At 67.3% G+C, this 25409-nt stretch carries 23 protein-coding genes; 7 read left to right on the forward strand and 16 right to left on the reverse strand.

Translation table 11 applies throughout. From position 1 onward, the window contains the following. The 6 genes from Q0A15_RS07685 to Q0A15_RS07710 form a co-directional block, all read left to right on the forward strand. On the forward strand, nt 1-1179 hold a 1179-nt coding region (locus Q0A15_RS07685), incomplete at its 5' end, for an aminotransferase class I/II-fold pyridoxal phosphate-dependent enzyme (RefSeq protein ID WP_291278938.1). A 9-nt stretch (nt 1180-1188) separates the two neighbouring features. Continuing rightward, the gene (locus tag Q0A15_RS07690; RefSeq protein ID WP_291278939.1) at nt 1189-1788 is read left to right on the forward strand and encodes a peptide deformylase; all 600 of its coding nucleotides are present in this window, start codon (nt 1189-1191) and stop codon (nt 1786-1788) included. 2 nt (nt 1789-1790) lie between these two features. Then, the gene (locus Q0A15_RS07695) at nt 1791-2681 is read left to right on the forward strand and encodes a putative RNA methyltransferase (protein WP_291278940.1); all 891 of its coding nucleotides are present in this window, start codon (nt 1791-1793) and stop codon (nt 2679-2681) included. Nucleotides 2682-2797: 116 nt separating this feature from the next. Beyond that, nucleotides 2798-3256, forward strand: coding sequence for an NfeD family protein (locus tag Q0A15_RS07700; RefSeq protein ID WP_291278941.1), 459 nt, complete (start codon nt 2798-2800; stop codon nt 3254-3256). A gap of 36 nt (nt 3257-3292) precedes the next feature. Further along, on the forward strand, nt 3293-4468 hold the full coding sequence (locus Q0A15_RS07705) for an SPFH domain-containing protein (RefSeq protein WP_291278942.1): 1176 nt from the start codon (nt 3293-3295) through the stop codon (nt 4466-4468). A 201-nt stretch (nt 4469-4669) separates the two neighbouring features. Then, nucleotides 4670-5032: an RNA polymerase-binding protein RbpA gene (locus Q0A15_RS07710; protein WP_291278943.1), complete on the forward strand. Its 363-nt coding sequence runs from the start codon at nt 4670-4672 to the stop codon at nt 5030-5032. 67 nt (nt 5033-5099) lie between these two features. Here the strand turns inward: Q0A15_RS07710 and Q0A15_RS07715 are convergent, their stop codons facing one another. The 15 genes from Q0A15_RS07715 to Q0A15_RS07785 form a co-directional block, all read right to left on the reverse strand. Beyond that, nucleotides 5100-5861: a polyprenol monophosphomannose synthase gene (locus Q0A15_RS07715; RefSeq protein WP_367273370.1), complete on the reverse strand. Its 762-nt coding sequence runs from the start codon at nt 5859-5861 to the stop codon at nt 5100-5102. Then, complete coding sequence (locus Q0A15_RS07720; protein ID WP_367273371.1) at nt 5858-7483, reverse strand: amidohydrolase; 1626 nt, start codon at nt 7481-7483, stop codon at nt 5858-5860. The genes Q0A15_RS07715 and Q0A15_RS07720 overlap by 4 nt, the downstream gene beginning before the upstream one ends. Beyond that, nucleotides 7480-10437, reverse strand: coding sequence for a DEAD/DEAH box helicase (locus tag Q0A15_RS07725; protein WP_291278944.1), 2958 nt, complete (start codon nt 10435-10437; stop codon nt 7480-7482). The genes Q0A15_RS07720 and Q0A15_RS07725 overlap by 4 nt, the downstream gene beginning before the upstream one ends. Before the next feature lie 3 nt (nt 10438-10440). Continuing rightward, complete coding sequence (tatC, locus tag Q0A15_RS07730; protein WP_291278945.1) at nt 10441-11208, reverse strand: twin-arginine translocase subunit TatC; 768 nt, start codon at nt 11206-11208, stop codon at nt 10441-10443. Nucleotides 11209-11262: 54 nt separating this feature from the next. Continuing rightward, nucleotides 11263-11502, reverse strand: coding sequence for a Sec-independent protein translocase subunit TatA (gene tatA, locus Q0A15_RS07735; RefSeq protein ID WP_291278946.1), 240 nt, complete (start codon nt 11500-11502; stop codon nt 11263-11265). 129 nt (nt 11503-11631) lie between these two features. Next, on the reverse strand, nt 11632-12000 hold the full coding sequence (locus Q0A15_RS07740) for a hypothetical protein (RefSeq protein ID WP_291278947.1): 369 nt from the start codon (nt 11998-12000) through the stop codon (nt 11632-11634). Nucleotides 12001-12061: 61 nt separating this feature from the next. After that, nucleotides 12062-14098, reverse strand: coding sequence for a YafY family protein (locus Q0A15_RS07745; RefSeq protein ID WP_291278948.1), 2037 nt, complete (start codon nt 14096-14098; stop codon nt 12062-12064). A 111-nt stretch (nt 14099-14209) separates the two neighbouring features. Next, nucleotides 14210-14611, reverse strand: coding sequence for an FKBP-type peptidyl-prolyl cis-trans isomerase (locus Q0A15_RS07750; RefSeq protein WP_291278949.1), 402 nt, complete (start codon nt 14609-14611; stop codon nt 14210-14212). A gap of 51 nt (nt 14612-14662) precedes the next feature. Beyond that, a complete protein-coding gene (locus tag Q0A15_RS07755; RefSeq protein WP_291278950.1) occupies nt 14663-15706 on the reverse strand; it encodes an FKBP-type peptidyl-prolyl cis-trans isomerase in 1044 nt (347 codons plus the stop codon). Nucleotides 15707-15948: 242 nt separating this feature from the next. Next, nucleotides 15949-17325, reverse strand: coding sequence for a Pup--protein ligase (pafA, locus tag Q0A15_RS07760; RefSeq protein ID WP_291278951.1), 1377 nt, complete (start codon nt 17323-17325; stop codon nt 15949-15951). Next, complete coding sequence (locus tag Q0A15_RS07765) at nt 17322-17540, reverse strand: ubiquitin-like protein Pup (protein ID WP_367273372.1); 219 nt, start codon at nt 17538-17540, stop codon at nt 17322-17324. Before Q0A15_RS07765 ends, pafA begins: the two co-directional genes overlap by 4 nt. 10 nt (nt 17541-17550) lie before the next feature. Further along, complete coding sequence (gene dop / locus Q0A15_RS07770) at nt 17551-19182, reverse strand: depupylase/deamidase Dop (protein ID WP_291278953.1); 1632 nt, start codon at nt 19180-19182, stop codon at nt 17551-17553. Continuing rightward, nucleotides 19179-20828 carry a proteasome ATPase gene (arc, locus tag Q0A15_RS07775; protein WP_291278954.1) on the reverse strand — a complete coding sequence of 550 codons (1650 nt, stop codon included), beginning with the start codon at nt 20826-20828 and terminating at the stop codon, nt 19179-19181. The genes dop and arc overlap by 4 nt, the downstream gene beginning before the upstream one ends. Next, entirely contained in the window at nt 20825-21913 is a 1089-nt protein-coding gene (locus Q0A15_RS07780; RefSeq protein WP_291278955.1) for a tRNA (adenine-N1)-methyltransferase, read from the reverse strand. The genes arc and Q0A15_RS07780 overlap by 4 nt, the downstream gene beginning before the upstream one ends. Before the next feature lie 30 nt (nt 21914-21943). Next, a complete protein-coding gene (locus Q0A15_RS07785; RefSeq protein ID WP_291278956.1) occupies nt 21944-23122 on the reverse strand; it encodes a site-2 protease family protein in 1179 nt (392 codons plus the stop codon). Nucleotides 23123-23179: 57 nt separating this feature from the next. Between Q0A15_RS07785 and Q0A15_RS07790 the strand changes: the two genes are divergently transcribed. After that, on the forward strand, nt 23180-24175 hold the full coding sequence (locus tag Q0A15_RS07790; protein ID WP_291278957.1) for a PAC2 family protein: 996 nt from the start codon (nt 23180-23182) through the stop codon (nt 24173-24175). Here Q0A15_RS07790 and mshC read toward each other — a convergent pair whose 3' ends face one another. Next, nucleotides 24176-25384 (reverse strand): cysteine--1-D-myo-inosityl 2-amino-2-deoxy-alpha-D-glucopyranoside ligase, encoded by a 1209-nt coding sequence (gene mshC / locus Q0A15_RS07795; protein WP_291278960.1) that lies wholly within the window; start codon nt 25382-25384, stop codon nt 24176-24178. It abuts the gene before it with no gap. Between the last annotated feature and the right edge of the window lie 25 nt (nt 25385-25409).

Here is a 25409-nt window from a genome sequence, read left to right on the forward strand (position 1 = left end):
ACCTCCGCCTCCCTGACGCGCGCCTGGGACGGCATCACCGCCGCCGATCTCCGGGCCAGAGGAATCAGCAAATGGGCCAACGTGGAGCCCGGAGAATTCGGGGCATTCGTGGCCGAGCAGGATTTCGGGGCCCCGCCCTGCGTGCAGGAGGCCATGAAGAACGTGGTGCGCAGACAGGACTACGGCTATCTGCCGCTGTCCATGGTGAACGACGTGTGCCACGCCGTGGCCGGCTTCGCCTCCCGCCGCTACGGCTGGGACGTGTCCCCCACCGACATCCGAGTGATCCCCGACGTCATGGCCGCCTTGGAATGGACCATCAGCCACTTCACCCGGCCCGGATCCAAGATCCTGGTGCCCACCCCCTGCTACGCGCCCTTCCTGCAGGTGCCTCTGCAGCAGGGTCGTCAGGTGGTCCAGTTACCCATGCTGAACGTGGCCTCCGATCCCCGGCTGGATCTGGAAGGCCTCGACCGGCTCCTTGCCACCGACGACATCGGCCTGCTGGTGCTCTGCAACCCGCACAATCCCACGGGCCACGTGATGAGTGAGCACGAACATGAGGACCTCGATCGAGTCCTGGCCCGGCATCCGGATGTCAGAGTGTTCAGCGACGAGATCCACGCGCCAGTCACCCTTGGCGATGCCAGGCACCGGCCCTATGCCGCCCACTCCGAAGCGGCCGCCCAACGCACCATCACCGCCACGAGCCCCTCCAAGTGCTTCGGGCTGCCCGGCCTACGGGCGGCCTACGCGATCCTGACCAACCCGGATGACCACGAGACCTGGGAACGACTCGGAGACCGGCCCCTCCGACTGGCGTCGACGCCGGGAATCTACGCCTCGGTGGCCGCCTACACCCAGGCCGATGCCTGGCTGGACGAGCTGCTCTCCTATCTCACCCAAGAGCGCGACGAACTCATGGAGTTGATCGCCTCGGAGCTGCCTGGTGTGGCCCTCCCCCGACCCCATGGCACCTACATCGCCTTCCTGGACTTCGTGGGGGCGGGCCTGTCCGAGCCTCCCGCCGAGTACCTCAAGTCCCGCTCGCACGTGGTCCTGACCGACGGCGCGACGTCCGGGCGCGGATTCGAACACTGGGCCAGGTTGGTCTGGGCCACGCCCCGGCCCATCCTGCGACAGATGATCAAGAACATGGGCACCGCCCTGCGGCTTTAGGCTAGGGGTATGTCCCATCCTCTCGGCCTGATCCCGTCACTGCCCATCGTCCAGCTCGGAGATCCTGTCCTGAGGCAACCGGCGGCAGTCTGGGACGGTGTCTCCCCCACACCGACCGAACTGCACGCCCTCGTGGAGCTCATGGTGGACACCATGCACACGGCCCCCGGTGTGGGCGTGGCCGCACCCCAGGTGGGCGTCTCCCTCCGCCTGGCCGTCCTCGAGGACCGCTGGCCCGTATCGGACGAGATCGCACTGGCCCGTGAGCGCGAACCGCTGGACCTGATCGTCGCACTGGACCCCAGTTACCAAGCCATCGGCGACCGCACCGCCGCCCACTACGAAGGCTGCCTGTCCATGAACGGTTACACGGCGGTGGTGGAGCGCCCGGCCGACATCGTGGCCCGCTACACCACCCTGGACGGCGATCACGTCGAGACCGAATTGCACGGCTGGCAGGCCCGCATCTTCCAGCACGAGACGGATCACCTGGACGGCACGCTCTACATCGACAAGGCCATCCCGCGCTCCCTGAGCACGCCGGAGAACTACGCCCGCTTCTGGGCCGAACCCACCACCGACGCCGCGCGGACCGGACTGGGGTTCTGAGGATGCCGACACCGGATTCGGCACGGTGGCCGGAACTGATCTGCCCCGTCTGCGCCGGCCTTCTCCACCTGGCCCGTCGTCCCGACGGCAGGCCGGCCTCGCTCTCCTGCGAAGAAGGTCACCGCTTCGATGCCGCCAAGCAGGGGCACCTGAACCTTCTCACCGGGCGTGGCAGCAAACACGCCGAGGACACGAAGGGCATGGTGGCCTCGCGTGAGCGCTGGCTGGAGTCCGGGCACTACTCCCCCATCGCAGCCGCGCTGGGACGCGCCGTGGCGCGCCACGGCCGACCCGCGTCGTCGGGCATGGATGCTGAGGACCAGGTGCCTCTCCGGATGGTGGACACCGGTGCGGGGACCGGCTACTACACCAGGAACGTGCTGAACTCCTGGGACGGACCCGCCACCGCGGTGGACCTGGACCTGTCCAAGGCCGCGGCGCAACGTGCAGCCAGGGATTTTCGGGTGCTCTCGCTCGTGTGGGACACGTGGAAGGACTGGCCGCTCTCGGCGGGGAGCGCGGACGTGTTGCTGGACGTCTTTGCGCCACGCAATCTGCCCGAATTCGCCCGTGTGCTGCGCCCCGGCGGCCTCGCCGTGGTGGTGGTGCCGGCGCCCCAACATCTACGGCAGCTGCGCACGTTCGGGTTGCTCGGGATCGACGAACACAAGGAGGAACGCCTCGCGACCGCCTTCTCAACGGACTTCGACGAGCTCGATGTCGAGGACGTCCAGTCCAGGATCGACCTGACCCCCGACTCAGCGGCCGACCTCATTCACATGGGCCCGGCCGGCCACCACAGTTCGTGGGAGACCATTCGCGATGGCCTGGTCCGGGACCCCGTCCCCCACGTGGACCTGGCCGTGCGAATCCACGCGTACCTGCGCCACTGAACGCACATCAACGAACACGCGTAACAGCATCAGGATGTGCTCGTGGTCCCGCTTTCTCGATAGAGTGTGAAGCAGATCCCCAGCTGGGGTGATGAGAAGAACACGAGGAGGACGTCATGGTCGAGTGGATCGCCGAGAACTCGTGGGCCTTCTGGCTCATTGTCGTGTTGGTCTTCATCGGCATCGAGATGCTGACCTTGGACCTCTGGTTCGCCACCATGGGGTTGGGTGCCGCCGGCGGTGTGATCACCGACCTGGTGGGCGGGGACTTCTGGGTGCAGCTGCTGGTCTTCGCCGTCCTGACCCTGATCCTGATGATCTTCCTGCGGCCCGTCGCCTTGAAACACCTGCAGAAACCCTCCGCAACCAGAACCAACGTGGACGCCCTCATGGGGGTACAGGCGCTCGTGGTGGAAACCGTCACAGCGCAGTCAGGCACGGCCAAGATCGGCGGAGAGACCTGGACGGCACGAGCGCCTGCGGGCGTCACGATCCCGTCCGGTTCCCATGCCTGGGTGGCCGGCGTATCCGGTGCCACCGCGATCCTCTCCCCCTCCCCCATCCCAGCTTCCTGATCCAGCGCAAGGCTTACCCCTCGTCAAGGAGGACTTATGAATTCGTGGCTGTCTCCAGCACTGATCGTCTCCATCGTGGTGGTGATCATCGTGATCATCATCGTGGTGAAGTCGATCCACATCATCCCGCAGGCCAGGGCTCGCATCATCGAGCGGCTCGGCCGCTACCGGCGGACCGCGGCAGCGGGCCTGACCATGGTCATACCCTTCATCGACCGTATGGGCCCCATCATCGACCTGCGTGAGCAGGTCCAGCCCTTCCCCCCGCAGCCGGTGATCACCGAGGACAACCTCGTGGTGAACATCGACACCGTGGTGTACTACCAGGTGACCGACCCCCGGGCCGCAACCTATGAGATCGAGGACTACATCCGTGCGGTGGAGCAGCTGACCACCACCACGCTGCGTAACGTGGTCGGCGGCCTGAACCTCGAAGAGGCGCTCACCAGCCGTGACCGCATCAACGGTCAGCTGCGCGGCGTGCTGGATGAGGCCACCGGCAAGTGGGGTATCCGCGTCTCCCGCGTGGAGCTGAAGGCCATCGAGCCACCGATCTCCATCCAGGACTCCATGGAGAAGCAGATGCGCGCAGAACGAGACCGTCGTGCTGCGATCCTGACGGCGGAGGGAACCAAGCAGTCCCAGATCCTCACCGCGGAAGGCGAGCGGCAGGCCGCGATCCTCTCCGCTGAGGGCGAGGCCAAGGCCGCGGTCCTCAGGGCCCGTGGCGAGGCGGAGGCCATCGAGACCGTCTTCGATGCGGTCCACACCGCGGATGCCGATCCCAAGCTGCTGGCCTACCAATACCTGCAGCAGCTGCCCAAGATCGCGGAGGGCGCCTCCAACAAGCTCTGGCTGATCCCCACCAACATCACCGAGGCGCTGAAGGGCCTCGGCGGGGCCTTCGGTGACGCCGCTCCGGCGGCACCCACTGTGCCCGACGCCCCGAAGGCACCTTCCGAGCCACGCCCGCCGCGGGCGCGGCGCCGCTCCGTGCTGGACGAGTCCGCCGTGTTGGGCAGCGAGTCCGAGGCCGCCAAGGAGGCCGCCGCCGCGGCCGCCGCCGCTTCGCAGGAGGTCGGTGGCGACGTGCAGGCGCCAGGCAGCGAGCCGACGCCCGAGCCCGGCCGGGGTGCTCCGGCCTCCAGCGACTCGGGTGATGAGCCGCCCCCGCCGCCGGCCCCCGCCGGCCCCTGGACGCCAGGCGCCTGAGCCGAGTTGAGATCGAGCCCGGTCGGGTCTGAACCGACCGGGCCCTTCTCTGGCCTAGAATGGGAAGTCGAATGTCCACGCTGCGTCACGCACGCGATCATCCCGCGAGCATCGAAAGAGCATCGAAGAACTGGGAATGAAACGGGCGGCCGCGACGTTGGACGCTGAGACGACGCACAACCTTTCGTTAAGGAGATCAAGATGAGTGATCGCAGCCTGCGCGGCATGCGCCTCGGCTCGCAGTCCATGGAGTCGGAAGCCGGCGTCGAGCCTGCGGCGCGCCAGACGGTGACCTACTTCACCGAACCGGCAGCTGGGGAGGAAGTCGAGCGCGTCGATGTCGTCTTCGCCATGGAGGCGGACGTTCCCGCCGTTTGGTACACCAAGTCCGGCAAGAAGGCCCACCGCTCGGACGGCGCCGAAGAGGAGCCCTCGAAGGAGAAGCCGGTGCGTACGCACTGGGACATGCTCCTGGAGCGCCGCAGTTCCGAGGAACTCGAGGTCATCCTGGCCGACCGCCTGAAGTTCCTGCGTGAGGCACGCGGCGAGAAGGTCGACGCCTGAGCGCCTAGCCTCCGGACATACGCAAGGGGCCCGCATCCATGTGGATGCGGGCCCCTTGCGTATCTTCTCAGCGACCCAGCTTTGTGCGCAGGGTCTGCCACCGGGCCGTGAGTCCCCATCTGACCACACTGATGCCGGCCTCCTTGACGATGGAGCCGGACATCTTGGACACTCCAAGTTCACGCTCCGCGAAGGTGATGGGGACCTCGACGATGCGGAACCCGGCCCGGGCGGTGCGGAAGGTCATGTCCACCTGGAAGCCATAGCCGACCGAATCCACGTTGGCCAGATCCAGTGCACGCAGGACGTGGGCCTGATAGACGCGGAATCCGGCCGTGACATCACGCACGGCCACGCCGAGGAAGAGGCGGGAGACCGCGGACCCACAGCGGGAGATGGCCTGGCGGGAGAGCGGCCAGTTGACCACTCCTCCGCCGTGCACCCAGCGCGAGCCGATCACCAGGTCTGCGCCGTCGCGGGCCGCCCGCAGCATCAGTGGGAGCGTCTCCGGCGGATGGGAGCCGTCCGCGTCCATCTCCACGATCAGGTCGTAGCCGCGCTCCAGCGCCCAGGCGAAACCGGCCCGATAGGCGGCTCCGAGACCTTCCTTACCGGCCCGGTGCAGCACGTTGATACGGGGGTCCTCGGCGGCCAGCCGATCCGCAAGATCGCCGGTGCCGTCGGGTGAGTTGTCGTCCGTGATGAGGATGTCCACGTCGGGGCAGGCCTCAAGCAGGCGGCCCACGGTCCGTGGCAGCGACTCCAACTCGTTGTAGGTGGGCATCACCACGAGGGTGCGGTCCCGTCTGGACGCGGGCAGGCGCGTCACAGGCCCAGCTCCTCGTGCAGCACCACACCATTGCGCACGGTGGACAGGCAGCGCGGAGCCGGAGAATCCAGGGCAGGAAGCATGGGTGTCCGTGCGCGGGCGTCCGTGCTGAAGGAGGCGGAACCGGAATCCGGCGAGGCCACCTCGAGTTCGGAGGGCTCCCAGACGGCGAACGTCGCCGGGGCACCCCAGCGCAGCGTTCCGGCCAACGGATCGGGCTCCCTCACGGCCCGGTAGCCGGCACGGGTGTGGGCCAGGAACGCTGCGCGAGCGGGGATCCGCTCGGAGACGGTGTGGTGGTTCATGCACGCGGCGATCGCCGCCCAGGCATCTGGCGTCGTCACCGGTGCATCGGACCCGAGGGCCAAGGGCACGCCGGCCGCGGACAGGGACCCGAACGGGTTCAGGGCCAGCGCCCGTTCCGCGCCGAGACGCTGGGCGTAGAGCTGGTCGGTACCTCCCCAAAGGGAGTCGAACTGCGGCTGGACCGAGGCGGTCATCCCCAGCCGCAGCATCTCCTGGATCCCGGCGGCGTCGAGTCCCTCTGCGTGTTCGATCCGGTGGCCCAAGCGGTGTACCTGCCGCTCCCCCAGCGACTGTGCAGCTCTCGCCGTGCCGGCCAGGACATTGTCCACCGCGGCGTCTCCGATGGCGTGGAACGCGGCCTGAACACCTGCCGCGGTGCAGGCCTCGACGTGGGCGCCGATGGTCGCGGCATCCAACAAGAGTTCGCCGGTGCCCGGTACGTCCACGTACGGGGCACGCAGTGCGGCGGAGTGCGACCCCAAGGACCCGTCTGCGCAGAGGTCGCCGCCCAGCCCCACCACCCGGCGGTGGCGACTGCGGCGGAACGAACCGATCGCGGCCTCGGCCTCTGCTTCGGTCTGCACCAGCTGACCCCAATAGGCGTACACGGCCGGCGTGGCTGCGGCGACCTCGTCGGGTACGGACAGGAGCGCTTCGAGATCCTCGCCACCCCCGATGTAGGGGGCCGCCATTTCCACGGCCGCGGCGTGTCCGTGCCTGGCCAGATGCTCCAGGGCATGGGCCTGCATCCGGGCATAGGTGTCACCCGTGCGGTCCATCACCAGGGAACGAACCAACGGATGCTCGGTCTCGTCAGGCAGCCAGGGCACGGACCCGTCCACGCCCAGTCCCGCGCGGGCGGCCAAGGAGGCGGACACCAGGCCCGTATGTACGTCGATGCGGGAGAGGTACACGTCGACGTTGCCGGACGCACGCTGGAGCTGGTCGGGCGTGGGCAGGGTCTGATCGTTCCAGGTGGTCTCGTCCCAGCCGTGCCCCACCACCGGTTGCCCGGGAGCCTGCGCCACGTGGGCCGCCACGGCATCCAGGACGGATGCGGCGCGCGTGGCCGTACTCAGGTCCAGGCCGGTCAGGAATTCGCCCAATTGCGTCAGGTGAACGTGTGAGTCCACGAACGCAGGGGTGATGAGTGCACCGTCCAGGTCCACACAGCGCATATCCGAGGAGAGCAGCGTGGAGGCCGCGGTCTCGGTCCCCATCCATGCGATCTGCCCGTCGTCCACCAACATCGCGGTGGCGAAGGGATCCTCGGCGGCATAGATGCTGGCTCCCCGATACATGACGGGCGTGCTCACAAGATCTCCTCGCGTGTGGTCTCGGGTTCGGTGGTGACGACGGTGGATGCGGCCACCACGCCGCGGCGGATGAGTTCCGCGGAGGCGGCGGCGGTGTCAGCCAGGTGCGGCTCCACGGCCGGATTCTGGGCCAGTTGGCCCAGGAAGTCGATGGTCTGCTTGGCCCAGCGGACGAAGTCGCCGGCGGCCACGTCCACGTCCTCCAAGGACGCGGTGAGGTCTTCGCCGCAGGCCCACCGGTGCATGGGAGTCACGAGGGTGGCGTCCGGCGCGGGAGTCGGCTCGACCTTGTGCTCGTGCTCAAGGTCTTCCAACCTGCTCCACCAGGTCACCGCGGAGTCCCAGACTCGTTTGACGCCCTGGGGCCACTGCCTGGGTAGTCCCTCGGTATCCCGCTTGGGCTGGTACACGAACAGGGTCGCGGCCGAGGCGAGGGCCGCCGGGGACAACCCGTCCAGACCTCCGTCGCCCAGGACCAACGCAGACAGCAGATCCCGCTCACCATAGAGCCTCAACATCGAGGTGCCCGCGTCGGTGACGTGCCGCTGTTCCCCACGGCCCGAGACATAGCCAACGGCCTCCAACACCGCGAGCACGCGGTCGAAGGTGCGGGCGATGGAATGCGTGCGGCCGGTGATGCGAGACCGGAGCCGTTCGACGTCCTTGTTGAGCGTGCGATGCCGTGACGCCCATCGGGCGTGCTGCTCCCGGTCCGGGCATCCGTGACACGGGTGGCGCCGTAGCGCGCGTTCGAGCTTCTCGACTCTCACCTCGGCCTCCGCGCTGCCCGTGTGGCTGAAGCCGGCGGTACTGCGGATGGATTCTCCGGCAGGTCGGTCGCGCAGCGCATTGCGCAAGGATGCCGCGAGATCTCGCCGCTGTTCCGGGGTGCGTCCCGTGACGTGCTTGGCGATACGAACCTGAGCAAGGACGTCGACGGGGCCGTCGAGTTCCTGCGCACCGATGCGTCGTTGACGCCCTTCCAAGGTCACCACGGTGGCCTGCGGTTGGCGCAGTGAGCGGGGCGGTTCCACCACCACGACGGGACCGGAACCGCGCTTGCCGGTCCCCAGCTCGATGACGTCTCCACGGTGCAGGGACTCCAACGCCATCTCGGCAGACGATCGTCGGGCCCTGGCCCGGTGACGGGAGGCCGTCTTCTGGGCAATGGAGAGTTCCTGCCGAAGGGCGTCGTACTCGGAGAAGTCCCCGAGGTGACAGTGCATGGCGTCCTGATACCCCGACAAGGACTCCTGTTTCTGTTGCAGTTCGCGCGCGAGGCCCACCACGGAGGCGTCGGCCTGGTACTGGGCGAACGACTGTTCGAGCACGTCGCGTGCACGTCTCGAACCGAGCCGCTTCAACAGGTTCAGACTCATGTTGTAGGTGGGGCGGAAACTCGAATTCAAGGGGTAGGTGCGTCGTGACGCCAATCCCGCGACCGAGACCGGGTCCAGCCCGGCATGCCAGGCGACCACGGCGTGACCCTCGACATCGATCCCGCGGCGGCCGGCGCGGCCGGTGAGCTGCGTGTACTCCCCCGGTGTGATGGGTGCGTGTTCGGAACCGTTGAATTTGTCCAGCTTCTCCAAGACCACGGAGCGAGCCGGCATGTTCACGCCAAGGGCCAGGGTTTCCGTCGCGTACACCACCTTGACCAGGCCGCGGGCGAAAAGTTGCTCCACGGCCTCCTTGAACACCGGAAGCAGGCCCGCATGATGCGACGCGATGCCCCGCAGCAGTCCTTCTCGCCACGGCCAGTAGCCCACGACCTCGAGGTCCTCGGCGGGCAGTCGAGCGGCGGAGGCGGCCAGCACCTCCTCGATCTGGGCTTCCTCGGCCGCCGTGGTCAGACGCAGCCCGTAGCGCACGCACTGGGCCACAGCGGCCTCGCAACCCTTGCGTGAGAAGACGAAGACGATGGCAGGCAGCAGCCCGGCATCGTCCAGGGCCTCCACGGTGCGGGGACGCGAGGCGGCGCGTGGCGCCACGGGCTCGGTCGAGGATTCCATAGGCAATGCTCGACGGCGGTCCCGGCCCCTGTCGCGTCCGCTCCGATTGCGTCCGCCACGGCCGCGCATTCGCTGGTCGCGCTGGCCACGAGGCGCCGGCCCCCGGCTTTGTCCCGCCAACTTGCTCAGCTCCGGGTTCACGGTGGCCGTCTGATCTGCTGCTGCGTCGAAGGAGACGTCGTCGGCGAAGAGATCCACGAGCTCATCCCCCACGAGTACGTGCTGCCACAGCGGCACGGGTCGGTGTTCGGAGACGATGACGTCCGTGGCGCCACGGACGGTGTCCAGCCAACCACCGAACTCCTCGGCGTTGGACACGGTCGCGGAGAGCGAGACCAGCCGGGCGGTGTCCGGCAATTGCAGAATGACCTCCTCCCAGACGGCTCCGCGGTCCTTGTCCGCCAAGTAATGAACCTCATCCATGATCACGTATTCGAGACCGGTGAGCGTCGACGAGCCCGCATAGAGCATGTTCCGCAGCACCTCGGTGGTCATGACGACCACCTCGGCCTCCGAATTGATGGAGGTGTCCCCGGTCAGCAGCCCCACGCGCTCGTGGCCGTGACGGGCGGCGAACTCTGCGTACTTCTGATTGGAGAGTGCCTTGATGGGTGTGGTGTAGAAGGCCTTGGTTCCGTGCGACAGCGCCAGGTGGACGGCGAACTCGCCCACCACGGTCTTGCCTGCACCTGTGGGAGCTGCCACCAGGACGCTGCGATCCGCCTCGAGGCTTTCGCAGGCCTGGGACTGGAACGGATCCAGGGGGAAGTCGAGGGTGTCGGCGAAGCGTGCGACCTCGGTGGCCGCCATGGCGGTACGGGCCTTGGCGGCGGCATAGCGCTGCGAGGGAGAGAGCTCCTGGTCCATGCTCGGCTGCAGTGCGTTCACAGGTGCCGACGCGGGTGCACCGGCAGGTGTTCCGCGGCGCTTACGGGACGGCATGGACTAGAGCTCCTCCAAGGGGCGGGAAACCTCGATCTCCGAGGCCTGGGATACGTCGGTCTTTGCGGCGCGCTTGGCCTTGCGTCGGTCGAAGATGTAACAAAGGCCGGTCGCCGCCGCGAAGAGAATCAGCATGGGACCCGCCATCACCAGCATCGACATCGCGTCGCCACCGGGAGCAGCAATGGCAGAGAAGACGGCGATCAGGAAGACGATGATGCGCCAATGTTTCAGGATGGAGCGGGCGGGCAGGATGCCGATCACATTGAGGCCGACCATCATCACCGGGATCACCATGGCGACACCGAAGGCCAAGGTCAGCCGCGTCACAAAGGGCAGGAAGTCGGTGATGTTGACGATGTTGAGCCCGCCGTCGGGAGTCAGCCCGAAGAAGAAGCGCAGGGCATGGGGTATCACCAGGACGCCCAAGACCACACCGCCCAGGAAGAGCGGGATGGTCGCGGCGATGAAGGCCAACGAAATGCGGCGTTCTCGCTTCTGCAGGCCGGGCACGATGAAGGCCCACACTTGGTAGAGCAGCACGGGTGAGGCGGCGATGATGCCCAACCACAGCGAGACCTTGATGGCGATGTCGAGCGGCGAGATCGCCGTTTGATAGTTGATGTCCCCGCCGGCATCCTCCACCAGAGCCACGATGAGGCCGAGGACCGGCTTGTAGAAGAAGACAGCTGCGACGGTCGTGACAAGGACGACTCCGAGCGACACGAAGAGGCGGTTCCTGGCCTCTTTCAGATGTGCCTTCAGGGGCATGCGCCCCTCAGGATTGGAGCGGCTTTTCTTACGTAGTGCCACCGGTGGAAAAGATCAGTCCTGGGCGGAGTTTCCGCGCTTCGGATCCACGACCTTGCCTTCGAGGGGCTCCTCGGTACCCGATTCGGTGGGTTTCGACTTCTTGTCGTCGTCGCCCATCTGCTTCATCTCCGACTTGAAGATGCGCATGGACTCGCCCAGGCTCCGGGCCAGCTTGGGCAGCTTGGGAGCAGCGAAGAGCAGCAGCACCACGATGATGATGATGACCCATGCTGTGGCGGATGGCATGTGCATGACTTGGTACTCCTAGAACTGGCGGGTGCGTCGTCAGGCAGGGCCGGGCGGCACAACGATCTCGGCCCTAAGTTTAGGCCACGGATCTGGGAACGGGCTCAGTGAGGAGCACCGTGTCCCGGGGGACGACTACTCGGCTTCGGGCGAGGGTTCGAAATCCAGGTCGGAGAATCGCCGCGGTCGGCCGGTCGCGTAGAGGTTCGCGATCCGTCGGGTGCGGCGGGCATCCTTGCGGGCTTCCTTCTCCTCGCGCAGCCCGGCGCGGACCACGATGGGCTCTGCCGAGAGGGCGTCCCAGCCCACCGGCAACTCGGAGGAACGTTCGGCATGCAGGGGTTTCCCCTGGGACATGGCGGGCGTCAGTGCGGATTCCGCCTCGGAGACCTTGGCCATCAACGCCTTCAGCTTGCGCCACAGGTAGAGCCCACCGAGCACCAATACGGCCAGCAGGATGAGCACCAGGGCCGTCCAGATCAGGACCCATGACCACCACGGCACCTCGGCACCACTCCTCGCGTCTCGTGTACGGCCACCGGGTGTGTGGCCTACCGAGTCAACCTTACGGCTCAACGGCCTCTCGTCGCGACTCCAAGGCCGAGACAACGGCATCACGAAGCGGTTCCGGCGCCAGCACGGTCACCCGGCCGGCCGAACCGGCCACGAGCGAGACCAGGTAGGACACCTGGGCTATGGCGCAGCGGGCCACCACGGAGCTGACCCCGTCGACGGTGCTGAGATCGCCCTTGGGTGCCCCCAGGCGGACCGGCCGGTAGTCCTCGGCCCTCTCCGCCCATGGTCCCGTGAAGAGCAGATCGACCTCATATTGCGTGTTTTCGGGAACCACGGGGATCGACAGTGCGGCAGTCACGTGCTCCTGACTCGTTCCCCGCTCGGCGGCGTGCTCGGCCGGCACCGGGACGGCGGAGACGATGCGATCGAGCCGGAAGACCCTGGCGCCCTCGCGCAGCCTGCACCAGGCCCGGAGGTAGACGTGATTGTCCCGGTCCACGAGCTGCACGGGTTCCACACGGCGGGTGGTCAGGCCATGGGAGCCCGCGTACACCAGGTCGAGGCACCCTCCAGATGCGATCGCATCACCGATGGCCTCCGCCCTCGGGTCGGCCCCGGAAGAGGCCAGGGTCACGGCGAGAATCCGATCGAAGTCCTGGAACTCTCCAGGGCGTAGAGCCTTGAGTCGGGAGATGAGTGCCTGCACCGCTCGCGATGCCTCCGGGCGCAACGTGCCTGTCGGAGCCGCAGCAAGGGCCTCGAGTCCGATCAACACGGCCGATACCTCGGAGACCGACAAGTTCATGGGCTCGGCAAAGGCCTCGGCGTTCTCGATGCGCACGCCGTCCTGGTCGATGATGACGTCCAGGAGTTCGTGGTGCATTCCGCCGGGGATGCCGCAGACCATCAGCTGATTCAGGATCCCAGCCAATTGCGGCTGCGTCAGATCGAATTCACGGCCGAGCTCGTCGAGGGGCACCCGCCCGCCTGCCAGGTCCTGATTGGCGCTCACATAGGCCACCAGATCCAGCGCGCGTGCCACCTTGACCTCGGTGGCCTCCCGACCGCCGCCGTGCTTGCGCACCGTGTAGTCGGGTACCGGGGCCGACTGCGCCGCCAGCGCACTGTCCAGCGCGGTCCGCACCGCAGCCGACAGGTCGGCCGGTCGGAGCACCGTCAGCCCCTCCCCTGCGACCTCTGCCGCGAAGGACTCGAGGTCGGCGAAATCGACGTCCAACTCCACCGTGGTGCCTGCCGTACGCCGAGCCGTGGCGCGGGCGGCGATGGACCCGCCGCTGACGTCGCGAGCCACCACGGTGGCCTGGCGTTCGGGCCGCTCCGTCCCGATCCGTGCGAGCAGCGTAGCCATGTCGAAACGGTCGGTACGGCCGTAGGCCTCGCGAACGAAATCGTTCGGCGCCGACTGTAGTTGTGCGGGCTCGCTCAAGAAACGATCCAGGCGGAAAAGGCGCACGGCGTCGCGGTTCGTGTCCCCCGCTGCGAGGTACCAATGACCATCTCGGTGGCCCAGTCCCCACGGCACCACCTGGCGTTTGGCCTCCCGCCCGTCCAGGGTGCGGTACTTGAAGACGATGGGCGTGCTCGCGACGCAAAATCGCACCAGATCGGCCAGATACGGTTCGGCGGAGTCCACCAGCGGTGTGAATCCCACCGGTTCTGTGGCCGACGGCGCGGCGCTGAGCGCCGCTGAGCCCAGCCGCGCGGTGGCGCGCGAGGCCTGCCTGGCTAGCTCACCGCCGTCGAGCACTTGGGCGGCCAGGCCCAGCAGGGCCACCTCCGTCGTGGAGAAGCGAAGCGACGGCAGCGCGTAGCGATCGGGGTCGATCCGGTACCGGATCTCGGCGGGGCCGTCCGCCTGGACGCGACGTGACTCGTTCAGGTCGAATCCGAGGTTACGCAGGGCCGCCTTGTCCCTCTCGAAGGTGCGTTCGAAGGTCTCCTGCTTGGGTTCGTCACGGTACTGGGGCACCATCCGGCGCAATTCCTCCCTGGTGCGTCCCAACTCGGAGGACATCAGGGTGTAGGCGATGCTGATCAGTACTTCGGATCGATCGGTAGTGGCCACGAAACCCAGCGTAGCCGGATGCCGACAGTTGGGCAGGGCAACGACGCGGCCCCGCCGAACCTCGACCGATGGTGAGGAGCGACGGGGCCGAGTGTTCTCGGTTGAACCGGGTCAGCGGAGGCCGACCAGGTCCACGACGAAGATGAGGGCCTCGTCGGGGCCGATGGCACCGGGGGCGCCACGATGGCCGTACGCCAGCTCGGAGGGGATCTCGAGGCGACGGCGGCCGCCCACCTTCATGCCGAGGATGCCCTGATCCCAACCCTGGATGACCTGGCCGATACCTGCCGTGAAGTCCAGCGGTTGACCGCGGTTCCAGGAGGCGTCGAACTCCTCACCGGTGGACCAGGCGACACCGACGTAGTGAGCGGAAACGGTGTTGCCGGGCTTGACCTCGGAACCGGTTCCTTCGATCTCGTCGATGATGCGAAGTTCCGTCGGGACGTCGACGCCCGGGAAGTCGATCTCGGGCTTGGTGCGGCCCAGGTCGTAGTTGCGCTGCCCAAAGGACATGAGTGCTCCTTGCGATTGATGGTTGATGCGGATGGTTGAGGGTGACGTGAGTCAGGAAACCTTGTCCAGTTCCACCACGAAGACCAGCGGCCCCGCGGGTGAACCCGACGCCTCGGCGTTCTCGCCGTAGGCCAGGTCGGTGGGGATGCTCAACACCACGGTGCTGCCCTCCTTGAGCCCGGTGAGGCCTTGGGTCCAACCGGCGATGACGCCGTTGAGCGGGAATTCGGCCGTCTGGGGGTCCTTGTCATAGGAGCCGTCGAAGACCTTACCGTCCTCCCAGCGCACACCCTGGTACTTGGCGGTGACGGTGGATTCCGCGGTGGCTTCCTTTCCGTCGCCCTCCTTGATGACGTCCACGATCAGATCATCGGGTGCATCCTTGCCCTTGGGGATGGTGATGGTGGGCTTGCCCTTGGAGAACTTCACGGTGGGCAGTGCATCGTCGGCCTTGAGCTTCTTGGTCTCCGCCGCCGAGGCCTTCTTGGGCATGTCCTTCTGCGACTCCGCCCGCATGACCCAGAGCTGTGCCGGGGACCCGGTCTTCTTGTCGGCCGGCGCGTAGAAGCCGACGTCGGTACCGACCTTGGACTTCTTCAGGACCGCGTAGGCGTCCTCCATCGAGGTGAGGCTGGTCTTGTTGAACACGACCTGCTGAGCGCTCGCCCAAGCTCCAGGGCTGAGCTCCTCGCCGGTCTCCGCGTTGTAGGGGGCGATGCGGAGGCTGAGTTGTTTGTCCTCCTGGATCGCCTCACCCTTGCCCTCGTTGACGACGGCCGCGCCGTTCTTGGCCTTGCTTGACACAGGGAAGGCGAAGCTGGTCTTCGGCGTGGCGTCATCGCCCTTGCCCGCCGAGAAGGTCAGACCCTTCAGTGCGGTCTGATCACCGGAGGTGGTCTGCGGCGTCTTGGCAGCCTCGGCATCGGCCTTGGAGACCTTGGTGGCGGGGTTCGCCTGAGCCGACTTGGTGGCTTCCTGGCTCTGCGACGCGTTCGGGGACGAGGACGACCCGGAGTCCTTGTCGTCGTCCGAGCCGCAAGCGGCCAGGGTCAGGATCAGGGCACCGGTCAGAGCCAGGGCGGGCAGTTTTCGCACGCGTATTCCTTATTGTCTCGTTCGTGATGGGTTCAGCTCCGGCCCGGGATCACACGGTCCGGACACTCACGGTTCCGGGGCACGCCATTGTGGGCACGGAGCGGCTTGAGCATTCTTTTAGAGGCTAACGATATCGGCTGTGCAGCCGCTGAGCGGTTCGGGCCAGTCGGGCCAGGGTGGGCGGTTCGGGCCAGATTGAGCGGACTGGGCCAGATCGAGCGGACTGGGTCAGGGCGGGCGGTTCAGGCCAGCGCTTCGAGGCCGGCGATCAGGGCCTCTGCTGCGGCGTCGTGGTCCGAGAGCGGGTCCGGCAACAGCAGCGTCTCGGGTGGTTCTGAGGTGAGCTTCAGATGCAGCCAGTCAGCCTGATGGTCCACGCCTGCCGCCCGGGCGGCCTTGAGGAACTTGGAGCGCAGCACGGCTCTGGTGCCGCGAGGCGGTTCCGTGACCGCGGCCTCGACCGTGGCGTCCGTGGTCCATCGGCGCAACAGTCCCCGTGACTCCAGCCCGGCGGCCAACCCCGAATGGGTGGCGATGTCGTGGTAGGCCAGGTCAAGCCTGGCCACGCGTGGATCGTCGAGGCCGATGCCGTGGCGCTGGGCGTAGCGGGTCAGCAGTTTGCGTTTGGCCGCGAAGTCCAGGGTGTCTGCGACCCGATCGAGGTCGTCGTCCTCCCAGGCCTGGAGGGTGGCCTCCCAGAGGTCCAGAACCTCCTGAACCGGCGCCGTGATCAGGCCATCCGCCTGTGCGTGGTTCGTGGCGAGGTCCAGGAAGTGTCGTTGAACCTGCAACGCGGTGACGGTGCGGCCGTCGGCGAGGTCCACCGTGGTACGGCCGGTGGCCTCGGAGGAGATCTCCCGGAGTGCTCTCACGGGGTTGGCGATTTCCCAGGAATCCATCACCGCGGCTGTTTCCAGCGCGGAGAGCACCAGGTGGGTGGAGACGGTCTTGAGCAAGGTGGAGCCCTCGGCCACGTTGGTGTCCCCGACGATGACATGCAGCCTGCGGTAACGCTCGGCATCCGCATGGGGTTCGTCCCGGGTGTTGATCATGGGGCGGGATCGGGTGGAGGACGACGAAACGCCCTCCCACATGTGCTCCGCGCGCTGCGAGAGCACCAGCTTCGGGTTGCCGTCCTCGTCGCGGCCGATGTGTCCGGCTCCGGCCAGCAGCTGGCGGGTGATGAGGAAGGGAAGCAACTGTCCGGTGAGGCGTTTGTACTCCAAGCGCCGCGGGATCAGGTAGTTCTCGTGGCAGCCGAAGGAATTCCCCTGTGAGTCGACGTTGTTCCGCAACAGGTGCAGCCGTGCTGGCGCCCCCTCCGCCGCATAGGAGTCCTCGGCCTTGGCGATCAGCCTGCGCAGCATCAACGCACCGGCCCGATCGTGGCTGAGCAGGTCGAGCGGATCCGCGCACTCCGCTGTGGCGACCTCGGGGGGAGAACCCACGTCCAGGTAGAGGCGTGACCCGTTGGTCAGGAAGACATTCGTGGATCGTCCCCACTCCACCACGGGGGCAAAGAGCCTGCGCGCCACCTCCTCGACGGTGCGCGGCCTGGAGCCCATCGGCTCGTAGACGAGGCCGTACTCGGTCTCCAGGCCGACGATGCGTCGTTTCACTGGCCGCCCTTCTGGACGTATCCCTTCACGAATTCCTCCGCGTTGGTCTCCAGCAGGCCATCGATCTCATCGAGAAGATCGTCGACCCCGGCATCGCGGCGTTGGGCGACCCCGGCCAGCGCCTCGGTCTCGTTCACCTGTGCCTGTTCCCACGCGGCGGACTGCCGGTTGCCGTGGGAGGTTCCCTGCGTCTGATCTTGTGCCATGGGTTTCATCTTGCCACCTCTACAGGCCGCGCAACTGTCCTATGACTTCCTGCACCCTGCGCGTCGGATCGAAGAAACCCTTCGTTGCGGCCTCCCCGCCCTTCCACGGATCAGGGAGCCCCACGCGGATCATCTGCGGCAGACAGTCCAAGGTGAACGCGAGCGTGTCCCAGTTGGCGGAGACCACGGCGTCGGGGAAGGTCGTGACCGTCTTGCCACGGGTCCAGGCCCGAGTGTCCGCAGGCGGCGTGACCATGGCGGCTTCCACCGTTGAGTGGTCCACCAGCGTTTCGGCCCGGTCGCGCTGCAACAGCGCGTTGGCCAACCCCTTGCCCGGGCGCAGATCGGCCCACTGCAGATCGATCAGGGTCAGTTTCGGGCTGTCCCAGGTGAGACCCCGATCGAGGTAACCCTGAAGCAGACCGAGCCGACCACGCCACTCGACCCAGCGGGCCGCCTCCTCGGAGCCCGAACGCAGAGCGTCGACGACGCGACGCCACCACGACAGAGACAGCCGTTCCGCATCATGTTCCACCTCATGCGTGCCACCGGGCCCGTAGGCGCCCTCAGCAGCCTCCAGGTAGAGCTCCTGCAGGTCGAGGCCGGTCAGCCTCCGCCCGCCGTCGGCCACGACGGTCTGCTCACAGGTCGGGTCGTGCGAGATCCTGGACAGGTCCCCCACCGGGTCCGCCAGGCTCACCTGAGGAACCAACCCGTCCTCGATGAGACGCAGCACCAAGGACGTGGACCCCGTCCGCACCAACGTGGAGACGGGGAACAGATTCGCGTCACCGATGATGACGTGCAGCCTGCGGAAGCGGGTGTCGTCCGAGTGCGGCTCGTCGCGGGTGTTGATCAGCGGCCGGCGGATGGTGGTCTCAAGACCCACCCGCTTCTCGAAGAAATCGCCTCGCTGGGAGAGCTGGAACCCAGGGCGTTCACCCTGACGCCCCAACCCCACCCGACCGGCTCCACAGGTGACCTGACGGGACACGAAGAACGGGGTGAGCCCGTCCACGAAACGTTGGAACGGCAGTTCGCGAGGCACCAGGTAGTTCTCGTGGGCACCGTACGAGGCGCCCTTGCCGTCGGTGTTGTTCTTGTGCAACAACACGGGGGTACCCAGCCGGTCCCCTGCCAACGTCGCGGCGCGTGAGGCCAACCGGTCACCGGCCAGATCCCATGTGGTGGCATCGAGCGAATTGCTGGTCTCCGGGGAGGAATACTCGGGATGAGCGTGGTCCACGTAGAATCGCGCGCCGTTGCCCAACACCAGATTCATCAGCACGTCGCGCTCGGCCTTCAACGCCGCCCAGGCGTCACCGTCCTCCAACGCGATCTGCCGTGCATCGACCACCAACCCCTGATCGGTGAGCTGCGTCGGATCGGCCGCGTCCCTCGCCTGCGAGAAACCACGCGCATCCTCGAGCGGGCGTTCGGAGATGTAATCCCACGGGGCACCGGCACCGCGTGAGCCCAGCTCCTCCGCTACGTCCACCATCGACGTGGTCACCGCGGCGGAGAGCTGGGACGGGCTCAGATCGGGGGCGCCGGGAGCCAGGACCCCGAACTCGGTCTCCAACCCCATGATCCGACGGCCACCGTGCTCCGCACCGGCGGAGACTGCCGCACCGACGGGCTCCTGACTCATGCCGCCTCCACCAAGGAACGCACCTTCACCAACCGCGCACCACGACGTCCGGAGATCCTGGCCCACTCATCCGGCGAGGAACCAGCAGGCATCTGACCCATCTCATCGAACTCGGCCCGCACGGCCGTGACCAGATCGGTCGAGCCCACGCCGCGCTCGCCGCCGGCGATGACGCGCTTCACGGCGGCTCGTTTGGCACGGTCCACGATATTGCGCAGCGAGGCGCCGGAGACCAGATCCCCACGGTGCAGCACCGTGACGTTCTCCTCCTCGTCGGTGAGTTCGAGCAGCGCCGTGGACTCGTCCACACGGAAGATCTCCTCGGCGGCTTCGGCACACAGCGCAGCAGCGGTGGCGTCGAGGTCGCCTCCGTGTCGCTGGGACTCGGCCTGAGCCAGGGGTACGTCCCGCGTCAGATACAGGCCCAGGATCTCCTGCGCGCCTTGCCGGTCCGGACGCTGCACCCGGATCTTCACGTCGAGGCGGCCGGCCCGCAGCAAGGCGGGGTCCAGCATGTCCTCACGGTTGGTGGCCCCGACCACCAGCACGTTGTCCATGGCCTCCACGCCGTCGATCTCCGCCAACAACTGCGGGACGATGGTGGTCTCGACGTCGGAGGAGACTCCCGTTCCGCGGGTACGGAAGAGGGCATCCATCTCGTCGAAGAACACCACCACCGGGTGGCCGTTCGTGGCCTTCTCCCTGGCGCGGGAGAACAGCAGCCGGATCTGACGTTCCGTTTCCCCCACGTACTTGTCCAGCAGCTCCGGGCCCTTGATGTTGAGGAAGTACCCGTGCATCCCGGACTCCTGGGCAAGCGAATGTGCCACCGCCTGCGCAATCAGCGTCTTACCGCAACCCGGAGGGCCGTAGAGCAGGACACCGCGCGGCGCGCGCAGGCCGTGCTCCACGAACAGATCGTGATGCAGAAACGGCAGTTCCACCGCATCGCGGATGGCGTCGATCTGTGAACCGAGGCCACCGATGTCGCTGTAATGGGTCTCCGGGACGTGCTCGAGTTCCAGGGCCGAGAACCCCTGGGGGCGCACCACACTCGTGGCTACCTGAGCGCGGTGGTCCACCAGCACCAGGTCGCCCGGCCGGACGTCCTTCGTCGTGGTCAGTTCCCCACCGACGCGCACCACGTGCTGGTCGTCCGCGGCGCCACTGACCAGGACGCGCTCGGAGTCCAGGGGCTCCTTCACCGTGAACAGCTCACCCGTGCCGGAGTCGGGCAGCACGGCGATGACCACCAGCGACTCGTTCAGCAGCACCTCACTTCCTGCCTGCAGCCGGGAGAGGTCGAGCAACGGGGACACCGAGGTCCTGATGCGGCGCCCCCCGTGGGCCACGTCCACTGACGCCACATCGGCGGCAGAGATCGACGAACCCGACGCCGCCGTACCTCCGGAGTGCACCGTGATCACCACGCCGTGGCCGAAGGGCAGGTCACCGTCGTGTTCAAGGGCAGCGCGTAACTCGTCGAGCTTTCCACGGGCGCCCCGCAAGGCATCGACGAGCCGCCCGTTCTGTCCCTCCAGCTCCCCCAATTTGGTGGAGAGCTGCTGGTTGCGACGGCGCGACTCGGTGAGTGCCTCTCTTGCGGCGTGCTCGCCCGGCGTCATTCCCGTAGGCGTGGTGGTCACTCTTCCTCTCCGCCTTTCTCTGCGGCCGACTGCGCGGTGGTCTCGACCACCAGCGCCTCCACCTCTGCTCCGCCGGCCCGTGCCGTCTTCAACGCCTCACGGCCGGCCTTGCGCAGCTTCTTGGGAGACAGCCCACGCTCGCCCAGGTTCTCGTGGCCCCACGCGGCCTCATCGTGATCCGCAGTCCACGCGGAGACGTCCTCGGGCGCGAATTCGGTCTCCTTGACGCGACGAGCCTTGGGGATCCCCACAGCGCCGTCCGACAGGCGTCGGGTGGTCATGAGGAAGCCGGTGTGGGCCACCATCCGGTGGTCGGGACGTACGGCCAGGCCGTCCACGTGCCAGCCGCGGACCATGGACTCGAAGGAATCGGGTTCGGTGAAACGGCCGTCGGCGCGGATGGCCTCCACCACGCGGGAGAGCTGGGTGACGGTTGCGATGTAGTTGACCCAGACGCCACCTGGCGCCAGGACCGTTGCCACCGCGTCGAGGCACTCCCACGGGGCCAGCATGTCGAGAACCACGCGGTCCACGCTGCTCGGTTCCTTCTCGTTGAGCACCTGCTCCTGGAAATCTCCGATGGACAACTTCCAGGCCGGGGGCACCGCGCCGAACATCGTGGCGACGTTGCCCGTAGCGACGTCGGCGAACTCCTGCCGCCGTTCGAAGCTGTGGACGCTACCGCCGTCGCCCACCGCGCGCAGCAGCGAGATGGTCAGTGCGCCGGAACCGACGCCGGCCTCCACGACGCGTGCGCCCGGATAGATGTCACCCATCGTGAGGATCTGTCCGGCGTCCTTGGGGTAGACCACCGCAGCGCCGCGCGGCATGGAGAGCACGAAGTCCTTCAGCAGGGGGCGCAACGCCTGATAGCGCACGCCCTCGTTGTTCTCCACCACACTGCCCTCGTCGGCACCGATGAGTACGTCATGGTCCAACACGCCAACGTGGGAGTGGAACTGCCCCCCGGTCTGGAGGGTGAGGGTGTTGATCCGCCGTTTCTCGTCCGTGATCTGGACGCGATCACCGACACGGAAGGGTCCTCGGCGGTGGTCTGCACCCGTGGGGGCGGGAGTCTGGGGCATCGGTTGATCTCTTCCTTAGGTCTTGCGCTCTTACGTGCGACGAGTTCTTGAGTTCTTCGGGTCGTCGCGCTCCAACGCGGCGATGAGCTTGTCCCTCCGGACGGCCCCGACGGCTCGCCCGTGTGGGTCCATCAGCAGGGCCGCGCCTGCCGCGGACGCGACGACGGCGTCCACGATCTCCTCGGCCGTGGCATCCTGCGGCAATTGGTCGGCGTCGTCACCGACGACCCCGGTACGGGTGGCCGGTGTTCCCCTCCGTTCCTGCGCGGGGACCGCCGCGACCGCCTCCGGAAGGATCCACAGCCGGTGCTGTCTGCCATCGCGGTCCGCCACGGTGCTCATGACCACGGTACCGTCCAACACGCCCGCAGCCTCAGCGTCTGCGACGCTGGCATCGGATTCCAGCAGTGTCACCGGACACGTCACGGCACCCAGATCAAGAGTTTCCACTCGGCGCCTGAGCCTCCCATAGGAGATGGAAGCACTTGCGCCGCTCCAGAGAGGCAACAGGACAGCCACTGCGATCACGATCTGCAGATAAGGAAGAGCGCTGGGCGCCCTGAGAAAATCCGCCACGAGCCAAGCGCCGCCGAGCACCGTGACGATCCGCCCGGCCCAGCCGGCGGCGATCACGCCCGAGGCCCGAGACCCGGTGATCTTCCAGGCAAGCGACTCGACGAACCGGCCGCCGTCGAGCGGCAGTCCGGGAAGCAGATTGAAGGCGCCGAGGAGGAGGTTTCCCCACGCGGTCATCGCCAACAGAGCGCCGGTGACACCCGCTGGGTGACCCAGAGTCAGCCACACCAAGGCGGCCGCCCCCAGCGCCAGATTCACCGCAGGGCCAGCCACCGAGACCGCCAGCGAACGCAGCGGGGTCGAATTCACCTCGTTGAACGTGGTGTGCCCGCCCCACAGGGTGATCTCGATGGTGGATCCGGTCCACCGGAAGGCCTTGGCGCTGAAGGCATGCCCCAGCTCGTGGGCCAGGACGGAAAGGGCCAGGATCAATGTGTAGCCCAACGCCACCAGGACGGCGACGGTATAGCTGACGCCGTGAAGCCAACCGTGGATCCGTGGGGCGAAGATCGCCACCATCACCACGGTGATGAGGAACCAGGACGTGGAGACGGCGATGGGGACACCCGCCATCACACCCAGTCTCAGCGGCCGGTCGTACCACGGCCGGTGGGCTGAGGATTCGGCGGACATGGGACAAGTCTAGGCTTCTCGCCCCCACGCGACCGGCTGACGCGTTACCGTGGCGACATGGAACAGCCAGATTCGTCACGTGATGGTCCGGACGGAGCGCGCCGTGCCCAGCGCTGGTCGCCTCCTCCGGAGGCGGATGTCAGGGGATGGATCCACTCGCACCAGGAGCCTGGCTCCGGTGACGACGGGACCTTGCCCGACGACCCGGGCCCATCGGTCCTGATCGCCGCCTTCGGCGGCTGGCAGGATGCCGGCGGCGCGGCGTCGGGCACGCTGAGTCAGCTCGCGGAGGCGCAGGGCCGACGGCGTCTGGCTGCCTGGCGAGGTGCCTCCGACGCCTCCTGCCCCGAGGACGGTTGGCAGGACTGGCACGATCTTCGGATGCACCGTCCGCAGGCGGTGAAGGGCCCGGACGGCCGTCGGCATGTGAAGTGGCCCGTACTCCGCGTGGATCGGATTCCGGGTCCGGGCGGTGTGGACTTGCTGCTGGCCCATGGGCCTGAACCGGACATCGGGTGGGACCGCATCTCGGGGCATCTGCTCACGTTGGCTGCCGAACAGGGGGCCGTGGGCGCCATCGGCCTCGGCGCGGTGGCCAAGGATGTTCCGCACACCCGTCCGTGGCCGCTCACCGCCACCAGCGATGACCCAGAGGTGCGCTCGGACTTCCGGGCCGGGTCACCTAGCTGTTCGGGACCACTGGGCTTCGTGGACGTCCTGCTCTCCGCAGCGGACGCGGCCGGTTGGCCCACCCTGCATCTGGTGGCTGGGGTGCCCTCGTACGCGGGAGGCCCACCGCAGCCGGTGGCCAAGTTGCGCCTTCTGCAAACGGTGGACCACCTGTGTGGCCTGAGCCTTGATCTGGATCAGGCGGAAGAGGACGCCCGAGCGTGGCTGCGCGGCGCCGACAGGCTCACCAAGGAGGACGCACGGATCGGGCACTTGGTCACACGGTGGGAGGCCGAGGCCGACCACAACGACTTGCCGGAGACCAGTGGCGAGGCCATTGCGGCAGAACTGGAGCGCTACCTGCGCCGCCGCGGCAGGGATTAGTCAGTCCAGGTTCACACCGAGCAAGTTCACACCGAGCAGGGCATCAACCGTGTCCCGGACCAACGCGGCACCAGAGGCGTCGGCGGCAGCGGGTGCCGCCGCCCATGCGTCGAGCACCGCCAGCGCCGTGGGCGCGTCCAGATCGTTGGCCAAGGCGGCACGGACGTCAGCGAGAACTTGCTCTGCTTGGGCGGAATCGGTGGTGGCCAGCCGGGACTGCCACGCGTTGAGCCGGGAGGAGGCCTGGTCAAGCAACGCATCCTCGTAGAACCAGTCGGAGCGGTAGTGCCGGCCCAACAGCACCAGCCGGATGACGCGAGGGTCCACCCCCTGTGCCCGCAACTTGGAGACCAACACCAGGTTGCCGAGCGATTTGCTCATCTTCTCGCCGTCGAGCCCCACCATGCCGGTGTGAACGAAGTGCTCGGCCAGCGGTTCTCCCGTCAAGGCGGAGGCGTGCCCGGCGGAGAACTCGTGGTGGGGGAAGATCAGGTCGCTGCCTCCGCCCTGCACCGTCAGGGTGCCTCCTGCACACTTGAGGGCGATCACGGCGCACTCGATGTGCCATCCGGGGCGTCCCTCTCCGAGCTCGGCGCCGTCCCAGAAGGGCTCACCGTCCCGCTTGACGCGCCACAAGAGCGGATCGAGCGCGTCGCGCTTGCCCAGGCGTTCAGGGTCGCCGCCGCGTTCGGCGGAGAGTGTCAGCATGAGAGATTCGTCGTAGTGCGATTCGGAGCCCAACTGCCACACGGCATCGGCGGCTGCACGGGAATCGAAGTAGACGTCGCCATCGGGTTCACCGTCGGTGCCGGGAACGCGGTAGGCCAGGTCGCGGTGGAGCAGGTCGACGACCCCCTCGACGACCCAGTCGATGGCCTCGGTGGCGCCCACGAAGTGCTCGGGCGGCAGGACCCTCAGTGCCTGCATGTCGGCGGCGAAGAGTTCCGTCTGCTCCCTGGCAAGGTCCCGCCAGTCCACTCCGGTGGCGTCCGCGCGCTCCAGCAACGGGTCGTCCACGTCCGTGACGTTCTGGACGTAGTTGACCTGGGAGCCTGCGTCGCGCCAGAGCCGCTGCAGCAAGTCGAAGGCCACGTAAGTGTTGGCGTGACCCAAGTGCGTGGCGTCATAGGGGGTGATACCGCAGACGTAGAGGGAGGAACGCTCCCCGGGATCCACGTCCACGACCGCTTGCGCTGCGGTGTCGAACAACCGCGGCGTCGAAGGGGTTCCGGGG

The organism is Galactobacter sp. (assembly GCF_022712295.1).
Lineage (GTDB): Bacteria > Actinomycetota > Actinomycetes > Actinomycetales > Micrococcaceae > Galactobacter.